At 63.0% G+C, this 17,463-nt stretch carries 17 protein-coding genes; 11 read left to right on the forward strand and 6 right to left on the reverse strand.

From position 1 onward, the window contains the following. Positions 1-23 precede the first annotated feature (23 nt). The 3 genes from leuS to holA are packed head-to-tail and all read left to right on the forward strand — an operon-like array spanning position 24 to position 4,061. A complete protein-coding gene (gene leuS, locus ACR0JN_RS08270; protein WP_480885105.1) occupies positions 24-2,558 on the forward strand; it encodes a leucine--tRNA ligase in 2,535 nt (844 codons plus the stop codon). Further along, positions 2,545-3,036, forward strand: coding sequence for an LPS assembly lipoprotein LptE (gene lptE / locus ACR0JN_RS08275; RefSeq protein ID WP_480885106.1), 492 nt, complete (start codon positions 2,545-2,547; stop codon positions 3,034-3,036). Before leuS ends, lptE begins: the two co-directional genes overlap by 14 nt. Continuing rightward, complete coding sequence (holA, locus tag ACR0JN_RS08280) at positions 3,033-4,061, forward strand: DNA polymerase III subunit delta (RefSeq protein ID WP_480885107.1); 1,029 nt, start codon at positions 3,033-3,035, stop codon at positions 4,059-4,061. Before lptE ends, holA begins: the two co-directional genes overlap by 4 nt. On the opposite strand, the gene ACR0JN_RS08285 is transcribed toward holA, so the two are convergent. Then, on the reverse strand, positions 4,062-5,255 hold the full coding sequence (locus ACR0JN_RS08285; protein ID WP_480885108.1) for a TIGR03862 family flavoprotein: 1,194 nt from the start codon (positions 5,253-5,255) through the stop codon (positions 4,062-4,064). A gap of 46 nt (positions 5,256-5,301) precedes the next feature. On the opposite strand from ACR0JN_RS08285, the gene ACR0JN_RS08290 reads away from it, so the two are divergent. Further along, a complete protein-coding gene (locus ACR0JN_RS08290; RefSeq protein WP_480885109.1) occupies positions 5,302-5,598 on the forward strand; it encodes an HNH endonuclease in 297 nt (98 codons plus the stop codon). Here ACR0JN_RS08290 and ACR0JN_RS08295 read toward each other — a convergent pair whose 3' ends face one another. The 3 genes from ACR0JN_RS08295 to ACR0JN_RS08305 are packed head-to-tail and all read right to left on the reverse strand — an operon-like array spanning position 5,599 to position 7,681. Next, on the reverse strand, positions 5,599-6,336 hold the full coding sequence (locus ACR0JN_RS08295) for a VOC family protein (RefSeq protein ID WP_480885110.1): 738 nt from the start codon (positions 6,334-6,336) through the stop codon (positions 5,599-5,601). It lies immediately after the preceding gene. Beyond that, on the reverse strand, positions 6,333-6,941 hold the full coding sequence (locus ACR0JN_RS08300) for an enoyl-CoA hydratase/isomerase family protein (RefSeq protein WP_480885111.1): 609 nt from the start codon (positions 6,939-6,941) through the stop codon (positions 6,333-6,335). Before ACR0JN_RS08300 ends, ACR0JN_RS08295 begins: the two co-directional genes overlap by 4 nt. Then, complete coding sequence (locus tag ACR0JN_RS08305) at positions 6,938-7,681, reverse strand: SDR family oxidoreductase (RefSeq protein WP_480885112.1); 744 nt, start codon at positions 7,679-7,681, stop codon at positions 6,938-6,940. Before ACR0JN_RS08305 ends, ACR0JN_RS08300 begins: the two co-directional genes overlap by 4 nt. 138 nt (positions 7,682-7,819) lie before the next feature. On the opposite strand from ACR0JN_RS08305, the gene ACR0JN_RS08310 reads away from it, so the two are divergent. The 5 genes from ACR0JN_RS08310 (at position 7,820) to lpxK (ending at position 13,850) form a co-directional block, all read left to right on the forward strand. Then, positions 7,820-9,343 (forward strand): DUF2125 domain-containing protein, encoded by a 1,524-nt coding sequence (locus ACR0JN_RS08310; RefSeq protein WP_480885113.1) that lies wholly within the window; start codon positions 7,820-7,822, stop codon positions 9,341-9,343. Positions 9,344-9,499: 156 nt separating this feature from the next. Continuing rightward, on the forward strand, positions 9,500-10,846 hold the full coding sequence (locus ACR0JN_RS08315; RefSeq protein WP_480885114.1) for a TldD/PmbA family protein: 1,347 nt from the start codon (positions 9,500-9,502) through the stop codon (positions 10,844-10,846). Next, positions 10,833-11,633 carry an inositol monophosphatase family protein gene (locus ACR0JN_RS08320; protein WP_480885115.1) on the forward strand — a complete coding sequence of 267 codons (801 nt, stop codon included), beginning with the start codon at positions 10,833-10,835 and terminating at the stop codon, positions 11,631-11,633. The genes ACR0JN_RS08315 and ACR0JN_RS08320 overlap by 14 nt, the downstream gene beginning before the upstream one ends. Next, positions 11,630-12,865, forward strand: a complete 1,236-nt coding sequence (locus tag ACR0JN_RS08325; protein ID WP_480885116.1) for a 3-deoxy-D-manno-octulosonic acid transferase — start codon at positions 11,630-11,632, stop codon at positions 12,863-12,865. Before ACR0JN_RS08320 ends, ACR0JN_RS08325 begins: the two co-directional genes overlap by 4 nt. Continuing rightward, the gene (lpxK, locus tag ACR0JN_RS08330) at positions 12,852-13,850 is read left to right on the forward strand and encodes a tetraacyldisaccharide 4'-kinase (protein ID WP_480815829.1); all 999 of its coding nucleotides are present in this window, start codon (positions 12,852-12,854) and stop codon (positions 13,848-13,850) included. The genes ACR0JN_RS08325 and lpxK overlap by 14 nt, the downstream gene beginning before the upstream one ends. A gap of 21 nt (positions 13,851-13,871) precedes the next feature. On the opposite strand, the gene ACR0JN_RS08335 is transcribed toward lpxK, so the two are convergent. Both ACR0JN_RS08335 and ACR0JN_RS08340 read right to left on the reverse strand, forming a co-directional pair. Continuing rightward, on the reverse strand, positions 13,872-14,534 hold the full coding sequence (locus ACR0JN_RS08335) for a DsbA family protein (protein ID WP_480815828.1): 663 nt from the start codon (positions 14,532-14,534) through the stop codon (positions 13,872-13,874). Positions 14,535-14,547: 13 nt separating this feature from the next. Continuing rightward, entirely contained in the window at positions 14,548-15,054 is a 507-nt protein-coding gene (locus ACR0JN_RS08340; RefSeq protein ID WP_480815827.1) for a DUF721 domain-containing protein, read from the reverse strand. 81 nt (positions 15,055-15,135) lie between these two features. On the opposite strand from ACR0JN_RS08340, the gene mutY reads away from it, so the two are divergent. Both mutY and ACR0JN_RS08350 read left to right on the forward strand, forming a co-directional pair. Next, positions 15,136-16,191 (forward strand): A/G-specific adenine glycosylase, encoded by a 1,056-nt coding sequence (gene mutY / locus ACR0JN_RS08345; RefSeq protein WP_480885117.1) that lies wholly within the window; start codon positions 15,136-15,138, stop codon positions 16,189-16,191. Between the two features lie 58 nt (positions 16,192-16,249). Then, entirely contained in the window at positions 16,250-17,386 is a 1,137-nt protein-coding gene (locus ACR0JN_RS08350; protein ID WP_480885118.1) for an alkane 1-monooxygenase, read from the forward strand. Positions 17,387-17,463 lie beyond the last annotated feature (77 nt).

Genomic DNA, 17,463 nt, shown 5'->3' on the forward strand with positions numbered 1-17,463 from the left:
TTTCATTCACGAAGGACCGCATGATGTCGCGCTACTCGGCCACCGAAATCGAAGCAAAATGGCAAGAGGCCTGGGACAAGGCCGGGATCTTCACCGCCAACCACAAGGCGGACAAGCCGAAATACTATGTGCTTGAGATGTTCCCCTACCCCTCGGGCCGAATCCATATGGGGCATGTGCGCAATTATACTATGGGCGACGTGATCGCGCGGCACAAACTGGCGACCGGGCATAACGTTCTACACCCGATGGGGTGGGATGCATTCGGGATGCCTGCAGAAAACGCCGCGATGGCGATTGGTGGCCATCCAAAAGACTGGACCTATGGCAACATCGCTGACATGCGCGGGCAGATGAAGCCTTTGGGCCTGTCGATTGATTGGTCGCGCGAATTTGCCACCTGTGATCCCGAATATTATGGCCAGCAACAGGCGCTGTTTCTGGATATGCTTGAGGCCGGCTTGGTCTATCGCAAGAACGCCGTGGTGAACTGGGACCCGGTCGACATGACCGTTTTGGCCAACGAACAGGTTGAAAACGGGCGCGGTTGGCGTTCGGGGGCTTTGGTGGAACGGCGCGAGCTGACTCAGTGGTTCTTCAAGATTTCGGATTATTCCGAGGAACTTCTGGACGCGCTGGATACTCTGGACAACTGGCCCGCCAAGGTGCGGCTGATGCAGGAAAACTGGATCGGCAAGTCACGCGGGCTTCAGTTTTCCTTTGACCGCACCGATGGTGGAGAGCCGATCACCGTCTATACGACTCGCCCCGATACACTGCTGGGCGCGTCTTTTGTCGGCATTTCTCCGGATCACCCGATTGCCAAACAGCTTGAGGCTGAGAACTCGGAAGCCGCTGAATTCGTTGCGGAATGCCGCAAGGGCGGCACCACCGAAGAAGCCATCGAAACAGCTGAAAAGCTGGGCTATGACACCGGCATCAAGGTCAAACACCCGCTGGACCCGAATTGGGAACTGCCTGTCTGGATCGCCAACTTCATCCTGATGGACTACGGCACCGGCGCGATCTTTGCCTGCCCGGCGCATGACCAGCGCGATTTGGATTTCTGCCGCAAATACGGGTTGCCGGTTGTTGATACCTTCTTCGCACTCGACAATGACACGCCGGTCGACAAGATCGCATTTGTCCCGCCGAAAACCGAAAAAGTCCGCTGGGTGAACCATTTTGCGGGCCTGACCGAAGCCACCGGTGACGAGGCCATCAACACCACCGTCGATTTCGCCGAGAAAGCCGGTTGGGGTGAAGGCGTCACCAAATACCGCCTGCGCGACTGGGGCCTTTCCCGCCAGCGCTATTGGGGCTGCCCGATTCCCGTTGTGCATTGCGAAAGCTGCGGCGTGGTGCCTGAGAAGAAAGAGAACCTGCCGGTCCGCCTGCCCGATGATGTGAGTTTTGACAAACCCGGCAACCCGCTGGACCGTCATCCCACGTGGCGCGATTGCGCATGCCCGTCCTGCGGAACTCCTGCCAAGCGCGAAACCGACACGATGGACACCTTCGTCGATTCGTCCTGGTATTTCGCCCGCTTCACCGCTCCACGCGCAGAAACGCCCACCGATTTGGCCGAAGCTGAATACTGGATGAATGTCGACCAGTATATCGGCGGGATCGAGCACGCGATTCTGCACCTGCTCTATTCCCGCTTCTTCGCGCGGGCGATGAACATCACCGGCCACCTGCCGAAAAAGGCCATCGAACCGTTCGATGCCCTGTTCACCCAAGGCATGGTGACGCATGAGATCTACCAGACCCGCGACGCCAATAGTCGCCCGGTTTATCACCTGCCCGAGGACGTGACCGACGGCAAACTGGCCGACGGCACCGAGGTCGAGATCATCCCCTCGGCCAAAATGTCGAAATCCAAGAAAAACGTGGTGGACCCGGTCAGCATCATCTCGGCTTTCGGAGCGGACACCGCACGATGGTTCGTGCTGTCCGATTCGCCGCCCGAGCGCGACGTGGAATGGACCGCATCCGGCGCCGAAGCCGCATTCAAACACCTCAGCCGCGTTCATCGCATCGCGTCCGAGATTGCCGAATCGGACGCCCCGTCCAATGCCGAGGATGAAACTCTGCTGCGCGAGATGCACAAAGCCATCCACGATGTCTCGGGTGGGGTTGAATCCTTCGGCTTCAACGCCTCCATCGCAAAGCTTTATGCCTTTACCAACACGCTGGCGAAGTCCAAGGCGGGCTCTGCCGCGAAGCGTGAGGCCGCCAAGACGCTGGCGCAACTCATGTCGCCAATGACACCGCACCTGTCCGAGGAACTCTGGCACTTGCTGGGCGGCGAAGGTCTGGTCGCCACCGCCCCTTGGCCGGTCGCGGATGAGGCGATGCTGGTCGATGACACTGTCACCCTACCCATCCAGATCAATGGCAAGCGCCGTGCGGAAATCAGCGTGGCGAAAGACATGGCCAAGGACGAGGTTGAAAAAATCGCGCTCAGCACCGAAGCTGTGCAAAAGGCGCTGGATGGCGCTGCACCCAAGAAAGTAATCGTAGTCCCGGGCCGGATCGTGAATGTCGTCGTTTGAGCGCAGAACCCTATTGCTGATGCCCTTCGCGCTGGCCGCCTGCGGGTTCCAGCCAGTCTATGCTCCGGGCGGATCGGGATCAGAGCTTTATGGCAAAGTTGCCGTTTCGGCCCCGAATACAGTCGACAGCTTTCTTCTGGTGCAGAATCTGGAACAGCAACTGGGCCGCAGCGCGACTTCGGGCGGGGCCTATAAACTGGACGTGAAGGTCTCGACCCAAATCCGCGCCGCCGCGATCACCACGACCAACGAAACCAACCGCTATTCCATCGACGGGCAGGCGCAATACGCGTTGCGGTCGAATGAAACCGGCCAGATCGTGGCGTCGGGCACTGTTTCCGACTTTGTCGGCTATTCCGCCGCAGGGTCCACCGTGTCAACACTGGCGGATGAGCGGGACGCGAAAGAACGGCTGATGGTGATTCTGTCGAGCCAGATCATGAATCGCCTCTACGCCACGCCGGGCCTGACCGCATGAAGCTGAGCCCGCGCGAGGCGGATGGCTATTTCGCCAAACCGGACGCGGACAAAACCGGCCTGCTGATCTATGGCGTGGATGCGATGCGCGTGGCCCTGAAACGCCAGCAAGTCCTCGCCGCGCTTCTGGGGGCCGGTGCCGAAGAGGAAATGCGCCTGACCCGCCTGCCCGGCAGTGACCTGCGCGGTGATCCGGCTTTGTTGCTGGATGCAGTCAAGGCGGTTGGGTTCTTCCCCGGCCCCCGCGCGGTGTTTGTCGAGGACACGACCGATTCCGCCGCGCCCTCGATTCTTGCTGCGCTCGAGGATTGGGTGCCCGGTGATGCCCAGATTATCGTGACGGCGGGGCAGCTCAAGCCAAGTTCCAAGGTTCGCAAGGCGTTTGAAGCACATGCCAACGCTTATGCCGTCGGCATCTACGACGATCCGCCCTCGCGGGCCGAGGTCGAGCGGGTGCTGGCGCAGGCCGGGTTGCAGAACATCCCGCGCGACTCGATGTCGGCGCTGAGCGAGTTGGCCACCAGCCTCAGCCCCGGCGATTTCGCCCAGACGGTTGAGAAACTTTCGCTCTACAAACGCGGCTATTCTTCGGAACTGAACATTGACGACATCGAAGCCTGCGCCCCCCGCTCGACCGAGGCCGCGCTGGACGATGTGCTTAACGTGGTCGCCGAGGGCCGCGCCGGAGAGATCGGGCCGCTGATCCGCCGCCTGCAGGCGCAGGGGACCAACGGTGTCACATTGTGCATCGGTGCCACACGGCATTTCCGGACGCTCTACGCCTGCGCGTCGGACCCGGGCGGGGCGGCGCAGGGAATCGGCAAGCTGCGCCCGCCGGTCTATGGCAAGCGGCGCGACCGTATCCTGCGACAGGCGCAGGGCTGGGGGGCGCCCAAACTGCAAACCGCGCTGACGGTGCTGACCGATACCGACCTGTCGCTGCGATCTGCCGGGCAAACCGCGCCAGCCATGGCACTGGTAGAGAGGGCGATGATCCGATTAGCGATGCTGGCCCGGTCGCGCTGATCACCGGTCTTTGGGATTGGTCTGCACCCATTCAGCCGCCGACCTGCCCGCCCATCGACCCGTCGCAAGACAAGCGGTCAGCAGGTAGCCGCCAGTCGGGGCCTCCCAATCCAGCATCTCTCCGGCGCAGAACACGCCCGGTCTGGCGGTTAGCATCAGGCCATCATCCACCGCATCGCGCCGCACGCCACCCGTCGTCGAGATCGCCTCATCGATCGGGCGCAGGCGCGCGCCAAGGATCGGAAGCCGTTTCAGCACCGCAATCTCCTGCCCCTTGGGCAAGGCCATTTGCTTGGACATCTCGTGAAACAGAGCGATCTTCTGCGGCGGCAGGTTCAGCGACTTTTTCATCCATTGCGTCAATGTGGTCTTGGGGCTCTTGGCCGCGAATCGCGCCTGCAGCGTCTGATTGTCCAGATCGGGCAGCAAATCGACGCATAAATCCGCACCAATGCGCATTGCGGGAGTCAGGGAATAAAGACCTCCCCCCTCCAACCCGGTCTCAGAGATCGTGGCCTCACCCCGGCTGTCGAACTCGCCCGCCATCCAACGCACCGATTTCAGCGCGGCCCCAAAATGGGGCTGCATATGGGCGCTCCAGTCAACCGAGAGCGCGGAGTTTGACGGGGCAAATGGGGCAAGCGACACGCCGTGATCAGCAAGCGTCTTGGCCCAGAGCCCATCCGAGCCCAACCGCGCCCAACTGGCCCCACCCATCGCAAGGATCGTGACGTCCGCGCTCAGCCTCTGCGGCCCCTCCGGCGTTTCGAAGGTCAGTGCGTTTCCATCCCATCCGGTCCAGCGCCAGCGGGTTCTGATCTCAACCCCGGCCTCTGCCAGCCGTGCAAGCCACGCGCGCAAAAGCGGTGAGGCTTTCATGACCTTGGGAAACACCCGGCCCGTCGAGCCTGTGAACAGCTCCTGCCCCAAGCCCCGCGCCCAGTCCTGCACCGCCTCGGAGTCAAATTCGGCGATCATCGGGTGCAGCCACTCGGCCGCTTCGTCATAAGACCGGATCAGAGCGTCAAACGGTTCATCCTTTGTCAGGTTCAGCCCCGACTTCCCCGCCATCAGAAGCTTTCGCGCGACCGACGGCTTTGCCTCGGCCACAATCACCCCGTGACCAGCGGCGGCAAGCTGCTCTGCGGCCATCAGACCCGCTGGCCCTGCCCCGATCACCACTGCCTGCGCCATTCTCACCCTCTTGCCTTGGTCGCCCGTTGGCGCACATCCTTGCCCCATGACGACCAGCGATCCGATCTGTCCGCTCTGCGACCGCCCGATCCCCGACGGGTCGGGCAGCCTGCATCATCTGATCCCAAAACTCAAAGGAGGCAAGGGCGGACCGACCGTCCTGCTGCACCAGATCTGCCATAAAGAGGTCCACGCCACCCTGACCGAGGCGGAACTGGCTCGCAATTTCAACACGGTCGAGGACCTGCGCGCTCATCCCCGGCTTGAGAAATTTCTGGACTGGGTCCGAAAACGCCCGCCCGGATTCCGGTCGAAAATTCCGGGCAAGCGGCGAGGTAGGTGATCAGCCGGGCAGGACCGGATCGCCAAAGGGATCTGTCAGAGGGGCTTCCAGCCCCTCAACCTCAACTCCCTTGAAATCGGGCACCGGGGCAAAGCGCGCACCCGTCGCATGCTGGAATTCCAGCGTCGTATAGGGTCGTTTCCACAGCCATTCGCGGTTTTTCACCGACCAGAGATCGGGGTCCGGTGGGCTGTCCTCGGTAAATGCATAGAAATGAAGGTCGAAGCCATAGAGGGCCACGTCCTGCACGGACAGAAGGTGCATGCCTTGCGCGCGCCAGAACGAATCTTCAGCCGCGATATCCCCTGTCCGCAGGGTGATCTGGCCAATCCGTGCCTGCGCAAACGGGGCCTCAGAGTCCGCCGCGTTTTTGGGGCGATTGCCTTCGAAATCGTGCTGAAGCAGTTCAATGACAAAGCCTTCGGGGTCGCTCAGGTGGCACATATAGCCGACGTCCAGAAACTGGTTCGGCGCACTGACGGTGATGCGGTGCTGGCGCAGCGCCGCGGCGACCAGATCGACATCGGGCAGGGTCAGGCCGATCTTCCAATAGCGCTGCCCCCGGTCATGGGCATAGCCACCACCCCCGGGCATCAGCAGCAGGTCGGCATCCTGGCCCTTGTAGCCCACGCGACGGTTCGGCCCCTCGGCGCGCACCGACATACCGAGCACATCACGGTAGAAAGCGGACAGCCGCTCGGGGTCGGCAACGCGCAGGCGTAGGGCAGACAGCCTCATCCGCAGAGCCTTGCAATACCTGCGGCAATCTTTGGATCGGCCGCCAGACTGTCGGCCACCAGATCGCGGGCCGTCTGCATCAGGTCCTCGGGTTCGACCACGCGATCCACGAGGCCAAAGGTATACGCCTCCTGCGCGGTGATCTTCTGCCCTGCCATCAGGATCAGCCGGGTTCGGGCCGGTCCGATCAGCGCAGACATGCGTTTGGGATCAGAGGGTTGCGGCAGAAATCCCAGCTTCATGACCGGGTAGAAAAACTTGGCCGACGGCACCGCGATACGCAGATCACAAGCCAGCGCCATACCGTTCGCCCCACCCGCCAGAGTGCCGTTCAGCGCCGCAACGGTCAGGCAGGGCAGCGCGGCAATAGCACCTGACAACCGCTCCCACACGTCCGAGGTCGCAAGCCCCGCCCGGGCCTCCTCCAAGTCGGCCCCGGCGCTGAACACTTTGCCTGCGCCAGTCAGGATCAGCGCCCGCGCTTCGGTGGCGGCCTCGGCAATCTCGGCCAGTTCCGTCAGCATCGCCCCGGTCAGCGCGTTTGCCTTGCCGGGGTTGTTGATTGTGACGGTCCACAGACCGTCTTCTTGCGTCAGGTCGATCACGTCAGGCCAATCCTTGCGCGAATGTCCTCCTGCCTCAGCGAGATTTCCGTACCCAGAAACTCATTCGCATCGGCTGCGCACATCCACAGCAACGCCCGCGCGGGCCAGTCCGCCGGAATGTGAACATCCCAATCCAACTGGCTGACCGGGTTGATGCCGCTGGCCTTGATCACCCGCTGCATATCCGTGGCAACCGTACCCGGCGACAGGCCCATCGCGCGGATGCCATTATGCGCCTCTTCCAGATGCAGGCATTCGGTCAGCATTTTCGCCCCGGCTTTGGAGGCGCAATAATGGCTCCACGCCTCAACCGGATTGGACGCCGCGCCCGAAGATACGGTCAGCACCGTCCCGCCACCCGCCGCGCGCATCACCGGCAGGGCCGCACGCATGCCGTAGAACACGCCTTTGAGGTTGATGTCGATCGCCTGGCTCCAGTTGGCGACATCGGCGTTGGACAGGTGAAAGATCGGCTCGATCACCCCTGCATTGCCGATCAGCACATCCAGTCCGCCAAAGCGCGCCACGCAATCGGCCACCGCTTGTTCGACCTGCGCGAAATCGCTGACATCGCAGGTCAGCGCGATGGCGTTGTCGCCCAGTGCTGCCGCCAGCGCGTTGATCTGATCGCCGCTGCGCGCCACCAGCGCGACATTGGCCCCGGCTGCGGCAAAAACGCGCCCCGCCTCGGCCCCGATGCCACGGCTGGCGCCTGTTATGAGTACCGTTTTCCCCTGCATGTGCCGCTCCTTCTCTGTTGTGCCGATCACTTTCTGCAGGGGTAGCGCGGAAACGGGGAACCGGTCTACCCCTTGCCCCTTGACGATGGCAGCCCCAGACCCGACGATGCGCGCAAAATTGATAACGAAGGGTATCCTATGTCTGTTTTTCTACGCCGCAGCTGTGGCGCAGCTTTGGCTTATGCCGTCGCCACCCAAGGCGCGCTGGCCGATCTGACCGCGGATGATGTCTGGTCCGACTGGCAGAGCTATTTCGAGTCGATGGGCTACACCGTCACCGGCGATCAGAGCGTGTCGGGCGATGTGACCACCATCTCGAACATGACGGTTACGCTGGATATGCCGGAAGAGGACGGGCAGTTCACCGTCACCGTGCCTGCAATGGACCTCACCGAAAACGGCGATGGCACGGTCAGCATCGGCCTGCCCAACAGCTTTCCCATGACCGTGTCCGGCGACGCCGAGGGTGAGGCGTTTTCGGTCGACGTGGTCTATTCCCATGATCAGCTTGATATGGTCGTGTCGGGCTCGCCGGACGACATGACCTATGATTACAGCGCCAACGCGCTGGGGATCGTGCTGGATTCGCTCAAGGTCGAAGGCGAGGATCTGCCCGAAGACGCCCTGGGCGTCAGCTTCAACATGAGCGATCTGGCCGGAAGCTCGCGCATGCGCATCGGTGAAAACCGGGACGTCACACAGACCTTCAAGGCTGGTGAAATGGCCTATACCCTGCGTTTCAAAGAGCCGGAAAACGGGGATACCGGCCTGATCGACGGGTCGTTGAAAGAGCTGTCCTTCGAAGGCGAAAACGTTATCCCGGCCGGGTTCGATCTGTCCGATCCGCAGGCGTTTTACGAGGCCGGTTTTTCCTTCTCGGGCAATTTCACCTATGCCTCGGGTGCCACGGATATCAGCGGCTCCAGCGAGGGTCAGGCCTTTTCCATGGGCAGCTCGTCCGAGGGCGGACGGTTCGCGGCCAGCATCGACGCCCAGCGCCTGGCCTATGACATCGAACAGAACAGCACCAAGCTGGCGGTGACCACTGCCGATCTGCCCTTTCCAATCGAGATTGCGATGGACAGCGCCGGTCTGAAGTTCGAATTCCCGGTCAAACAATCCGAAGAGATTCAGCCCTTTGGCTTTGCTGTCAACCTGACCGATTTCACCATGTCCGACGTGTTGTGGAGCATCTTTGACCCCGCCGGTGCCCTGCCGCGCGATCCGGCAACCATTGCGCTGGACGCCACCGGCACGGCGAAGGTCTTGATGAACATCTTCGATCCCGAAACCGCCGCCCAGTTGGAAACCTCGGAAGAAGCGCCCGGTGAGCTGCATTCGCTGAAAATCAACGAATTGCTGGTGTCGCTGGTCGGCGCGAAACTGAGCGGAGACGGGGATTTCACCTTCGACAACTCGAACACCGAAGAATTCGGCGGGATGCCTGCGCCCTCGGGCGTGGCGAACCTGCAGCTTTCGGGCGCGAATGCGCTGATCGACACGCTGATCGGCATGGGTGTGATCGGAGAAAGCGACGCGCTGGGGGCCCGGATGATGATGGGCATGATGGCGGTGCCGGGTGACGGGCCAGACACGCTGAATTCGACGATCGAGTTCAAGGAAAACGGCCAGATTGAAGCCAACGGTCAGCGCATCAAATAATGCGCCCCGGAAGAAGGCCGAGATCAGGCGGCCTTCTTCCCCATGCACCCGGGGCCGCCGGGTTTCCACAAGATTTGTTCATACTTCAATCGGTTCACAGGTCTTGCGGGACGGACGGTCCGGGGCTACGTCCTGTGCAACCACTCCGGAGGCGTCATGACCCGAACACCAGAAGAAATCAGCCAGAATTTGCTGGACGCGGCCCGCAAGGCAGGGGCCGAAGCGGCTGATGCAATTGTCCTTGACGGCTCTTCGGTCTCGGTCGAGGTGCGCGGCGGAGCGCTGGAGCATGCGGAACGGTCCGAGGGCACCGATCTGGGGCTGCGCGTGTTTCTGGGAAAACGGCAGGCTATCGTCTCAAGCTCGGACAGCCGCCCGGAAACGCTGACCGCGATGGCGGAGCGCGCCGTTGCGATGGCCGGAGAGGCCCCCGAAGACCCGTTCACCGGGCTGGCCGACAGCGATCAACTGGCCACCGGTTGGGACATGCAGGCGTTGGAGATGTGCGACCCCACCCCCGAACCCACCGCCGAGGCGCTGATGCAAGACGCGCTGGCCGCCGAGGCTGCGGCGCTGGCGGTTCAGGGTGTCTCACAAGTCTCGGACGCGGCTGCCAGCTATGGCACGCACCGGGTGCATCTTGCGGCCACCAATGGCTTTTCGGGTGGCTACGAACGCAGCAGCCGGTCAACCTCATGCGTTGCGATCTCGGGCGAAGGCACCGGGATGGAGCGGGATTATGACGGCGACAGCCGGACCTTTCAGTCCGACCTGCGCAGTGCGGACGAGATCGGGCGCACCGCAGGCGAACGCGCAGTGGAACAGGTCGGCGCACGCCAACCTGCGACCGGCAGCTTCCCGGTTCTGTTTGACGAGCGTATCTCATCCTCGCTGATCGGGCACCTGCTGGCCGCCAGCAACGGTGCCGCCATCGCGCGCGGGGCCTCCTGGCTGAAGGACAGTCTGGGCGAACAGGTTCTGCCCGACCATCTATCACTGATCGAAGATCCGCACCGCCCGCGCATCGCAGGCTCGCGCCCCTTCGACGCCGAAGGGCTGCCGACCCGCCGCCGGGCCATCGTCGAAAACGGCGTGTTGACCGGCTGGACGCTGGATCTGTCCAGCGCCCGCAAGCTTGAGATGACATCCACCGGCAACGCCGCGCGCGGGGTGTCCGGTCCGCCCTCACCCAGCAACTGGAACCTGAGCCTGACGCAGGGCGAGTGCAGCCGGGCCGATCTGCTGCGCGATATGGGCACCGGGCTGTTGGTGACCTCGATGATCGGGTCGACGATCAACCCCAACACTGGCGATTATTCCCGTGGGGCCTCGGGCTTCTGGGTTGAAAACGGGCAGATCACCTATCCGGTCAACGAATGCACCATCGCGGGCAATCTGCGCGACATGCTGAAACGGATCATCCCGGCCAATGACGCGCGGACCCATCTGTCGCGCGTCGTGCCCTCGGTGCTGATCGAAGGGATGACACTTGCCGGCAACTGACCTGCCCCTGCTGATTGAGGCCGCGCTTGAATCGGGAAAGATCGCAACCCGGTATTCCGGCGCGCAGGCGCAGCGCTGGGACAAACCCGGCGGGGCCGGTCCGGTGACCGAGGCTGATCTGGCCGTCAACGCGATGCTGGAACAACGCCTGCCTTCTGCCCGGCCCGGCTATGGCTGGCTGAGCGAAGAGACCGAGGATACCTCGGACCGCCTGACCCGCGACCATGTGTTTGTGATCGACCCAATCGACGGCACCCGCAGCTTTGCCGAAGGGTCCCGCACTTGGGCCCATTCGCTGGCGGTCGCGGATAACGGCGAAGTTACCGCCGCCGTGGTCTATCTGCCCCAGCGCGACCTGCTTTACGCCGCCGCCAAGGATCAGGGGGCAACGCTGAACGGGCAGCCTCTACGCGCATCGGACAATGCTGTACTAGCGCAAGCGGAACTGCTCGCCGCAAAACCCAACCTTGATCCGCATCACTGGCGGCAGGGCGAGCCTCCGGCCTTCAAACGCGCCTATCGCCCCTCGCTGGCCTATCGCATGGCGCTGGTGGCGCAGGGGCGGTTCGACGGGATGCTGACCCTGCGGCCCAGTTGGGAATGGGACATTGCCGCAGGCGATCTGATCATTCGCGAGGCCGGGGGCATCTGCACCGACAGAACCGGCCAGCCGCTGCGGTTCAACAATGCCCATCCGCGTCTAAATGGCGTGATCGGCACAGGCTCTGGCCTGCACGCTCAGATATCGGCGCAGCTCGACCCGAACGGCCCCGGGATCGGGGCATGAGCAAGCAACGCTCATTGAGCCTTGCGGCTTACCGGATTCTGTCCTGGAACAGACCCAACGCGGCCGGTCACTACGAACTGCCGCGCCCCGAAGGCGAGGTGCTGTGGGTGCATGTCGCCGCGCAGGACAGGCTGCGCGCGGTCTGCGATTTCTGTCTGCGCCTGCAGCAAACCCGACCCGGCATCTCGGTTCTTCTGACCGCACCGCCCGAAACCGATCTGACCGGTTGGACAGGCGACCCCTATCCTCTGGTCGCTCTGCCGGTGGACAACGCCCGAACCACGCGCGGCTTTCTGGATCATTGGCAACCCGACATGGCGCTTTGGGTTGGCGGCGGGCTGATGCCCAACCTGATCACCCGCGCCGACGAACACGGCATCCCGATGATCCTGATCGAGGCGCAGCCGGATATCACGGTGCCACTGGGCGTGCGCTGGCTGCCTGATATCGCCCGATGCACGTTCGACTGTTTCCAGACGATCCTTGCGCCAACGGCGGACGCTGCGCGCCAGATCCGGCGGCTTGGCGTCACCTCGACCAAAGTCGCCGAGGCCCCGCCGCTGCAGATCAGCCCGATCCCCCGGTCCTGGCCCGAGGACGAACTGATCGAGATCACTCACGCCTTTGCCGGGCGTCCAGTTTGGCTGGCCGCCGGGGTGATCGACAAAGAATTCATCTCGGTCCTCAGCGCCCACCGTCAGGCCCTGCGGGTTCTGCCTCGGCTGGCGCTGATCCTGCACGTGGCCGACACCAGCGAGGCCGCGCCGCTGCACCGGCGGCTCGAGGCGATGGACCTGCGCTGCGCCAACTGGGATGACGGCGCACCGATCGAGGATACCACGCAGGTCATCCTGTCCTCGGAACCCGAAGACCTTGGCCTGTGGCACCGCGTGTCGTCGGTCAGTTTCATGGCCAGCTCATTGGAACGCGGCGCGGGCGGTCGCGATCCGCTAGAGGCCATCGCGCTGGGGTCGGCCATCATCCATGGCCCTTTTGTGCACCGCTATCAGGACATGTATGATCGCCTAAAACAGGCCCATGCAGCGCAGGAGGTGCGAACCGCCACCGAATTGGGCGACGCGGTCGAAGCGCTTCTGGCCCCGGACCGGTCTGCGGATATGGCGCTGGCCGGGTGGGAGATGATCACCGAAGGCGCACCACAGGCGGACCTGTTGATCGACAGGATACAGGAAGCGCTGGACCAACGGAGTGCACAAGATGCGGGCGCCTGAGTTCTGGAACACCGCCCCGGACCGGCTGGACCTGCGCGCGCGGCTTTTGGCGCCGCTGGGCAGGATTTACGCATTAGCCACGGCGCGGCGGGTGGCGTCTGAGCCGGACATACGGCCCGGTGTTCCGGTGATCTGCGTCGGCAATCTGAACGCAGGTGGAACTGGAAAAACCCCGACCGTGATTTGGGCGATTGAGCAGCTTGGCAGTGGCGGGCACGCGCCCCATGTGGTTAGCCGCGGCCATGGCGGTTCGCTGGATGGCCCGGTGCGGGTCGATCCGGCCAAACACACGGCGGCGCAGGTCGGGGACGAACCGCTGTTGCTGGCGATGTTCGCCCCGGTTTGGGTCGCCAAAGACCGCGCCGCCGGGGCCCGCGCCGCTGCGGCAGGCGGGGCGACGGTGATCGTTCTGGATGACGGGTTCCAGAACCCCTCGGTCGCCAAGGATTTCTCGATCATCGTGGTGGATGCTGGGCGCGGCTTTGGCAACGGCTTGTGCCTGCCTGCGGGCCCCTTGCGAGAACCCGTCGATACCGGGCTGCAGCGCGCCGATTTGGTCCTGTCGCTGGGTGACGCCCCGGCGCAGGGCGTGTTTGCCGACCACTGGGGCTCAAAGCTAACGGTGCCGCGTGCGATGGGCGCGGTGGAACCGCTGCAAACCGGAATGGACTGGGGTGATACGCGGGTTCTGGCCTTTGCCGGTATCGGGCACCCAGAGAAGTTCTTTCAGACCCTCCGCACGCTGGGGGCGGATGTTCTGCGGGCCGAAGCGCTGGATGATCACCAGCCGCTGACACAGGCACTCATGACTCGATTGGAAAACGACGCCCGGCTGTTAGGCGCGCAGATGGTCACGACGGAGAAGGACGCCGTGCGCCTGCCGCCTGCCTTTCGAAACAAGGTGCTGACCCTGCCGGTCCGCCTGCGTGTGGACGAGGCCGACCGGGTCAAAGACATTCTGCTGAAGGCGGCCCCTGCACCCTAGCAGGGACCGTTGGAAAAGGGCTTAGCTGCCCAGTTCCTCTTCGATCAGCGCCTTGAAGTCTTCGTAGGACTGGTTCGAGACCTTTTTGCCGTTCACAACGAAAGAGGGCGTCGCCTGCACCCCGTCGCGCTCGGCATTTTCCTGATACCAGGCCACCAGCGTCTGCGCGCGGGTGCCGTCCTGCAGGCAGGCCTCTAGCTGGTCATTGTCGATCCCGGCAAGACGTCCGATCTTGCGCAACTCATCCACGATCTCGGCCGGGCCACCGGCTTGGGTCCATTCGGACTGGCCTTCGTAGATCAGATCGGAAATGCCAAAGAACTTCTCGGGGCCACCACAGCGCGCCACCATCGAGGCCCACAGGCCATAGCGGTCAAAATACACCTCGCGATAGATGAACTTGACCTTCCCGGTATCGATGAAATCCTTCTTGAGCTGCTTATACGCCCCCTGATGGAAATTCGCGCAATGCGGACAGGTGTAGGATGCGTATTCGATGATCTCCACCGGCGCATCCTCGGCCCCCTGCACCATCTCGACGATGGTCGAGGTGTCCAGATCAGCCTCCTGCGCCTCAGCGCTGCTGACCAGCGGATAAGCGGGGGAAGAGTTCGACTGCGACAGCCAGTAGCCGCCTGCGGCCACGGCGACAGCCGCACAGATTACGGTTGCAATACGGCTCATTCTCGGCCCTTTCTCAGCGTTTCCGTTTTGATAAAACGTTGCGTCCGAGGCGTTCAAGGGCGGCGCGCAAATCACTGTCGTTTACGTCGCGCGACACATTGTCAGCCTCGGCTGCGATTTCAGGTGCAATTTCAGGTTTCGCCTGTTTCGGCTTGTGGTCGAAACTGGCCTGCCCCTCGGCAAATCCGGTCGGAGCGGTCTGGGTGATGCGAATGCGGCTGATGGCGTTGTAGCCGTAGACCGCGTTGACCTTGTGGCGCAGCTGGTCCTTTTGCATTTCCAGCATCGGCGCCTGTGGCCCGGTGGTCAGCACGGTCAGCGTTGCGCCCATGCCGCCCCGGCCATAGCCCACATTCACCGGGCGGGCGATGGCGGCGGTGTCCTGTCCGACAATCTCGGCCCAATGGGTCAGCAGGCGCGATACGGCAAAGCCGCGGGTTTCCCCGGCGCGCCGAATCTGGTCGTTCAGCAAAGTCGCGGTGCGTTTGAACCCGCGGGTCGAAGAACGTCTGCGCTGCATCTGGTTTCCAACTCCTGCGCCACTATTGTAATGGGCAGACTGGCAGGTGCCAGCGAAACCCGACAGAGAGATGAATAAAACTTGCGTGACATCGGTGAATTTGACGTGAGCGGAGCACTGCTCGACTGGTACGACCGCCACGCGCGAGACATGCCGTGGCGGGTGGGTCCGGCGGATCGCAGGGCCGGGATGCAGCCCGACCCCTATCGCGTCTGGCTGTCCGAGGTGATGTTGCAACAGACGACGGTGGCCGCCGTGCGCGATTTCTTCACCCGCTTCACGACCCGCTGGCCAACCGTCGAAGCGCTTGCAGCCGCGCCAGACGATCAGGTGATGGGCGAATGGGCCGGGCTTGGATATTACGCCCGCGCCCGCAACCTGCTGAAATGCGCGCGGGTGGTGGCGGATCAGCATGGCGGGCAGTTCCCCGACACCTACGACGCGCTGTTGCAGCTTCCGGGCATCGGGCCCTATACCGCTGCAGCGATCTCGGCCATTGCCTTTGACCGGCCCGAGACGGTTCTGGACGGCAATGTCGAGCGGGTCATGGCCCGGCTTTTCGATATCCACGATCCGCTGCCGGGGTCGAAGCCTGTGCTCAAGGACAAGGCCGCAGCGCTGACCCCGGCGCAGCGGCCCGGCGATTACGCGCAGGCGGTGATGGATCTGGGCGCGACCATCTGCACGCCAAAATCCCCGGCCTGCGGTATTTGCCCGTTGCGTGATCCGTGCCTTGCGCGGGTGGCCGGGACTCAGGCTGATTTGCCCAAGAAAACTCCGAAAAAGCCCAAACCCACCCGGTTCGGGCATGTTTACATCGCCCGCAGCGCCACTGGCGCAATGCTGCTGGAACGCCGCCCCGACAAAGGTCTGCTGGGCGGCATGCTGGGCTGGCCCGGCTCGGACTGGTCCGACACCCCGTCCGAGGCCCCGCCCTTCCCCGCCGACTGGTGCATTCTGCCGGGCGAGGTGCGGCACACCTTCACACATTTTCACCTCGTGTTAAGCATCTGGACCGCAGAATTGCCCGACGACCTGCAGCCAAAGGGCCTGACCATTCTGGACAAACACAGTTTCAAACCCGGCGACCTGCCCACTGTGATGCGCAAGGCCCATGACCTCTGGCGCGGCCAATAGGCCGCTGTGCAAATCGGTTGGCCAAGGTTAGGCTGACTGCACTTTTCGGAGCATCGCAATGATCGCATCAGACACCCTGTCTCGCTGGCACTCGGCGCTGCCGTTCTGGCTGTCTTTTCTGCTGATCCCCCTGATCTGGGCAACAGCCGTGGCGGGCGGCGCTTGGGTGTTGCTGGTGCCCCTGTCCACGTGGTGGGCGTTTGCTGTGCTCGACCGGTTAACGGGGCTGAACCTGCAAAACGCGGACCCCGAGACACCCGATGGGGTTTTGCGCTGGTACATCCTGCTGACCAAGCTGTGGGTGCCGGTCCAGTTTTTGACCCTTTACGGCCTGATCTGGTACGCAACCCGCGCCGACCATCTGACAACCGCCGGTAAAATCGGGCTGTTCTTCGGCATGGGCGTGATCTCGGGCACGATCGGCATCAACTACAGCCACGAGTTGATGCACCAGAAATCCCGGTTCGAGCGCTGGCTGGGCGATATCCTTCTGGCCATGGTGCTTTATTCCCATTTCCGGTCCGAACACCTGCTGGTCCATCACCGCTATGTCGGCACCCCACGAGATCCGGTCACGGCCCGCTATAACGAGGGCTTCCACCGCTTCTATCCCCGCGTTCTGTGGCAATGTCTGACGTCGGCCTTCACCGCCGAGCAGGCCAAACTGGCGCGAAAAGGCTGCCCTTGGACCGACGCCGCGAACCCGTTCTGGCGATACTGGGCGCTACAAGGCGGAATGATGCTGCTGGCGCTGTTGGTCGGAGGCTGGTCGGGGTTGGGCCTGTTCCTACTGCAGGCCGGTGTCGCCATCTGGCAACTGGAACTGGTCAACTATGTCGAGCATTACGGCCTCACGCGGAAACATATGGGCGAGGGAAAATACGAACATGTCCTGCCGCGCCACTCGTGGAATGCCTCGCAAAAGGCCTCAAACTGGCTGCTGATCAATCTGCAGCGGCACTCAGACCATCATTACAAACCGAACCGCCGCTTTCCGCTGCTGCAACACCACGCGCCGGATGCCGCACCGCAACTGCCCTATGGCTATCCCGTCATGACCGTGGCCGCGATGATCCCGCCCCTGTGGCGTCGGGTCATGAACCCTCGGGTACGAGCATGGCGACGACAATATTACCCCGAGATCACCGATTGGCACCCCTACAACAAAGCGCTCAACCCCCGACCAAATGCGTAACCGCAGCGCGCGCCAGCGCGCTGCCCGGCCCAACGGGAGGCTTCGCATCTGCAGATGCGGCGCGGACCGGCGGGAGG

Source organism: Ruegeria sp. G12 (assembly GCF_056533565.1).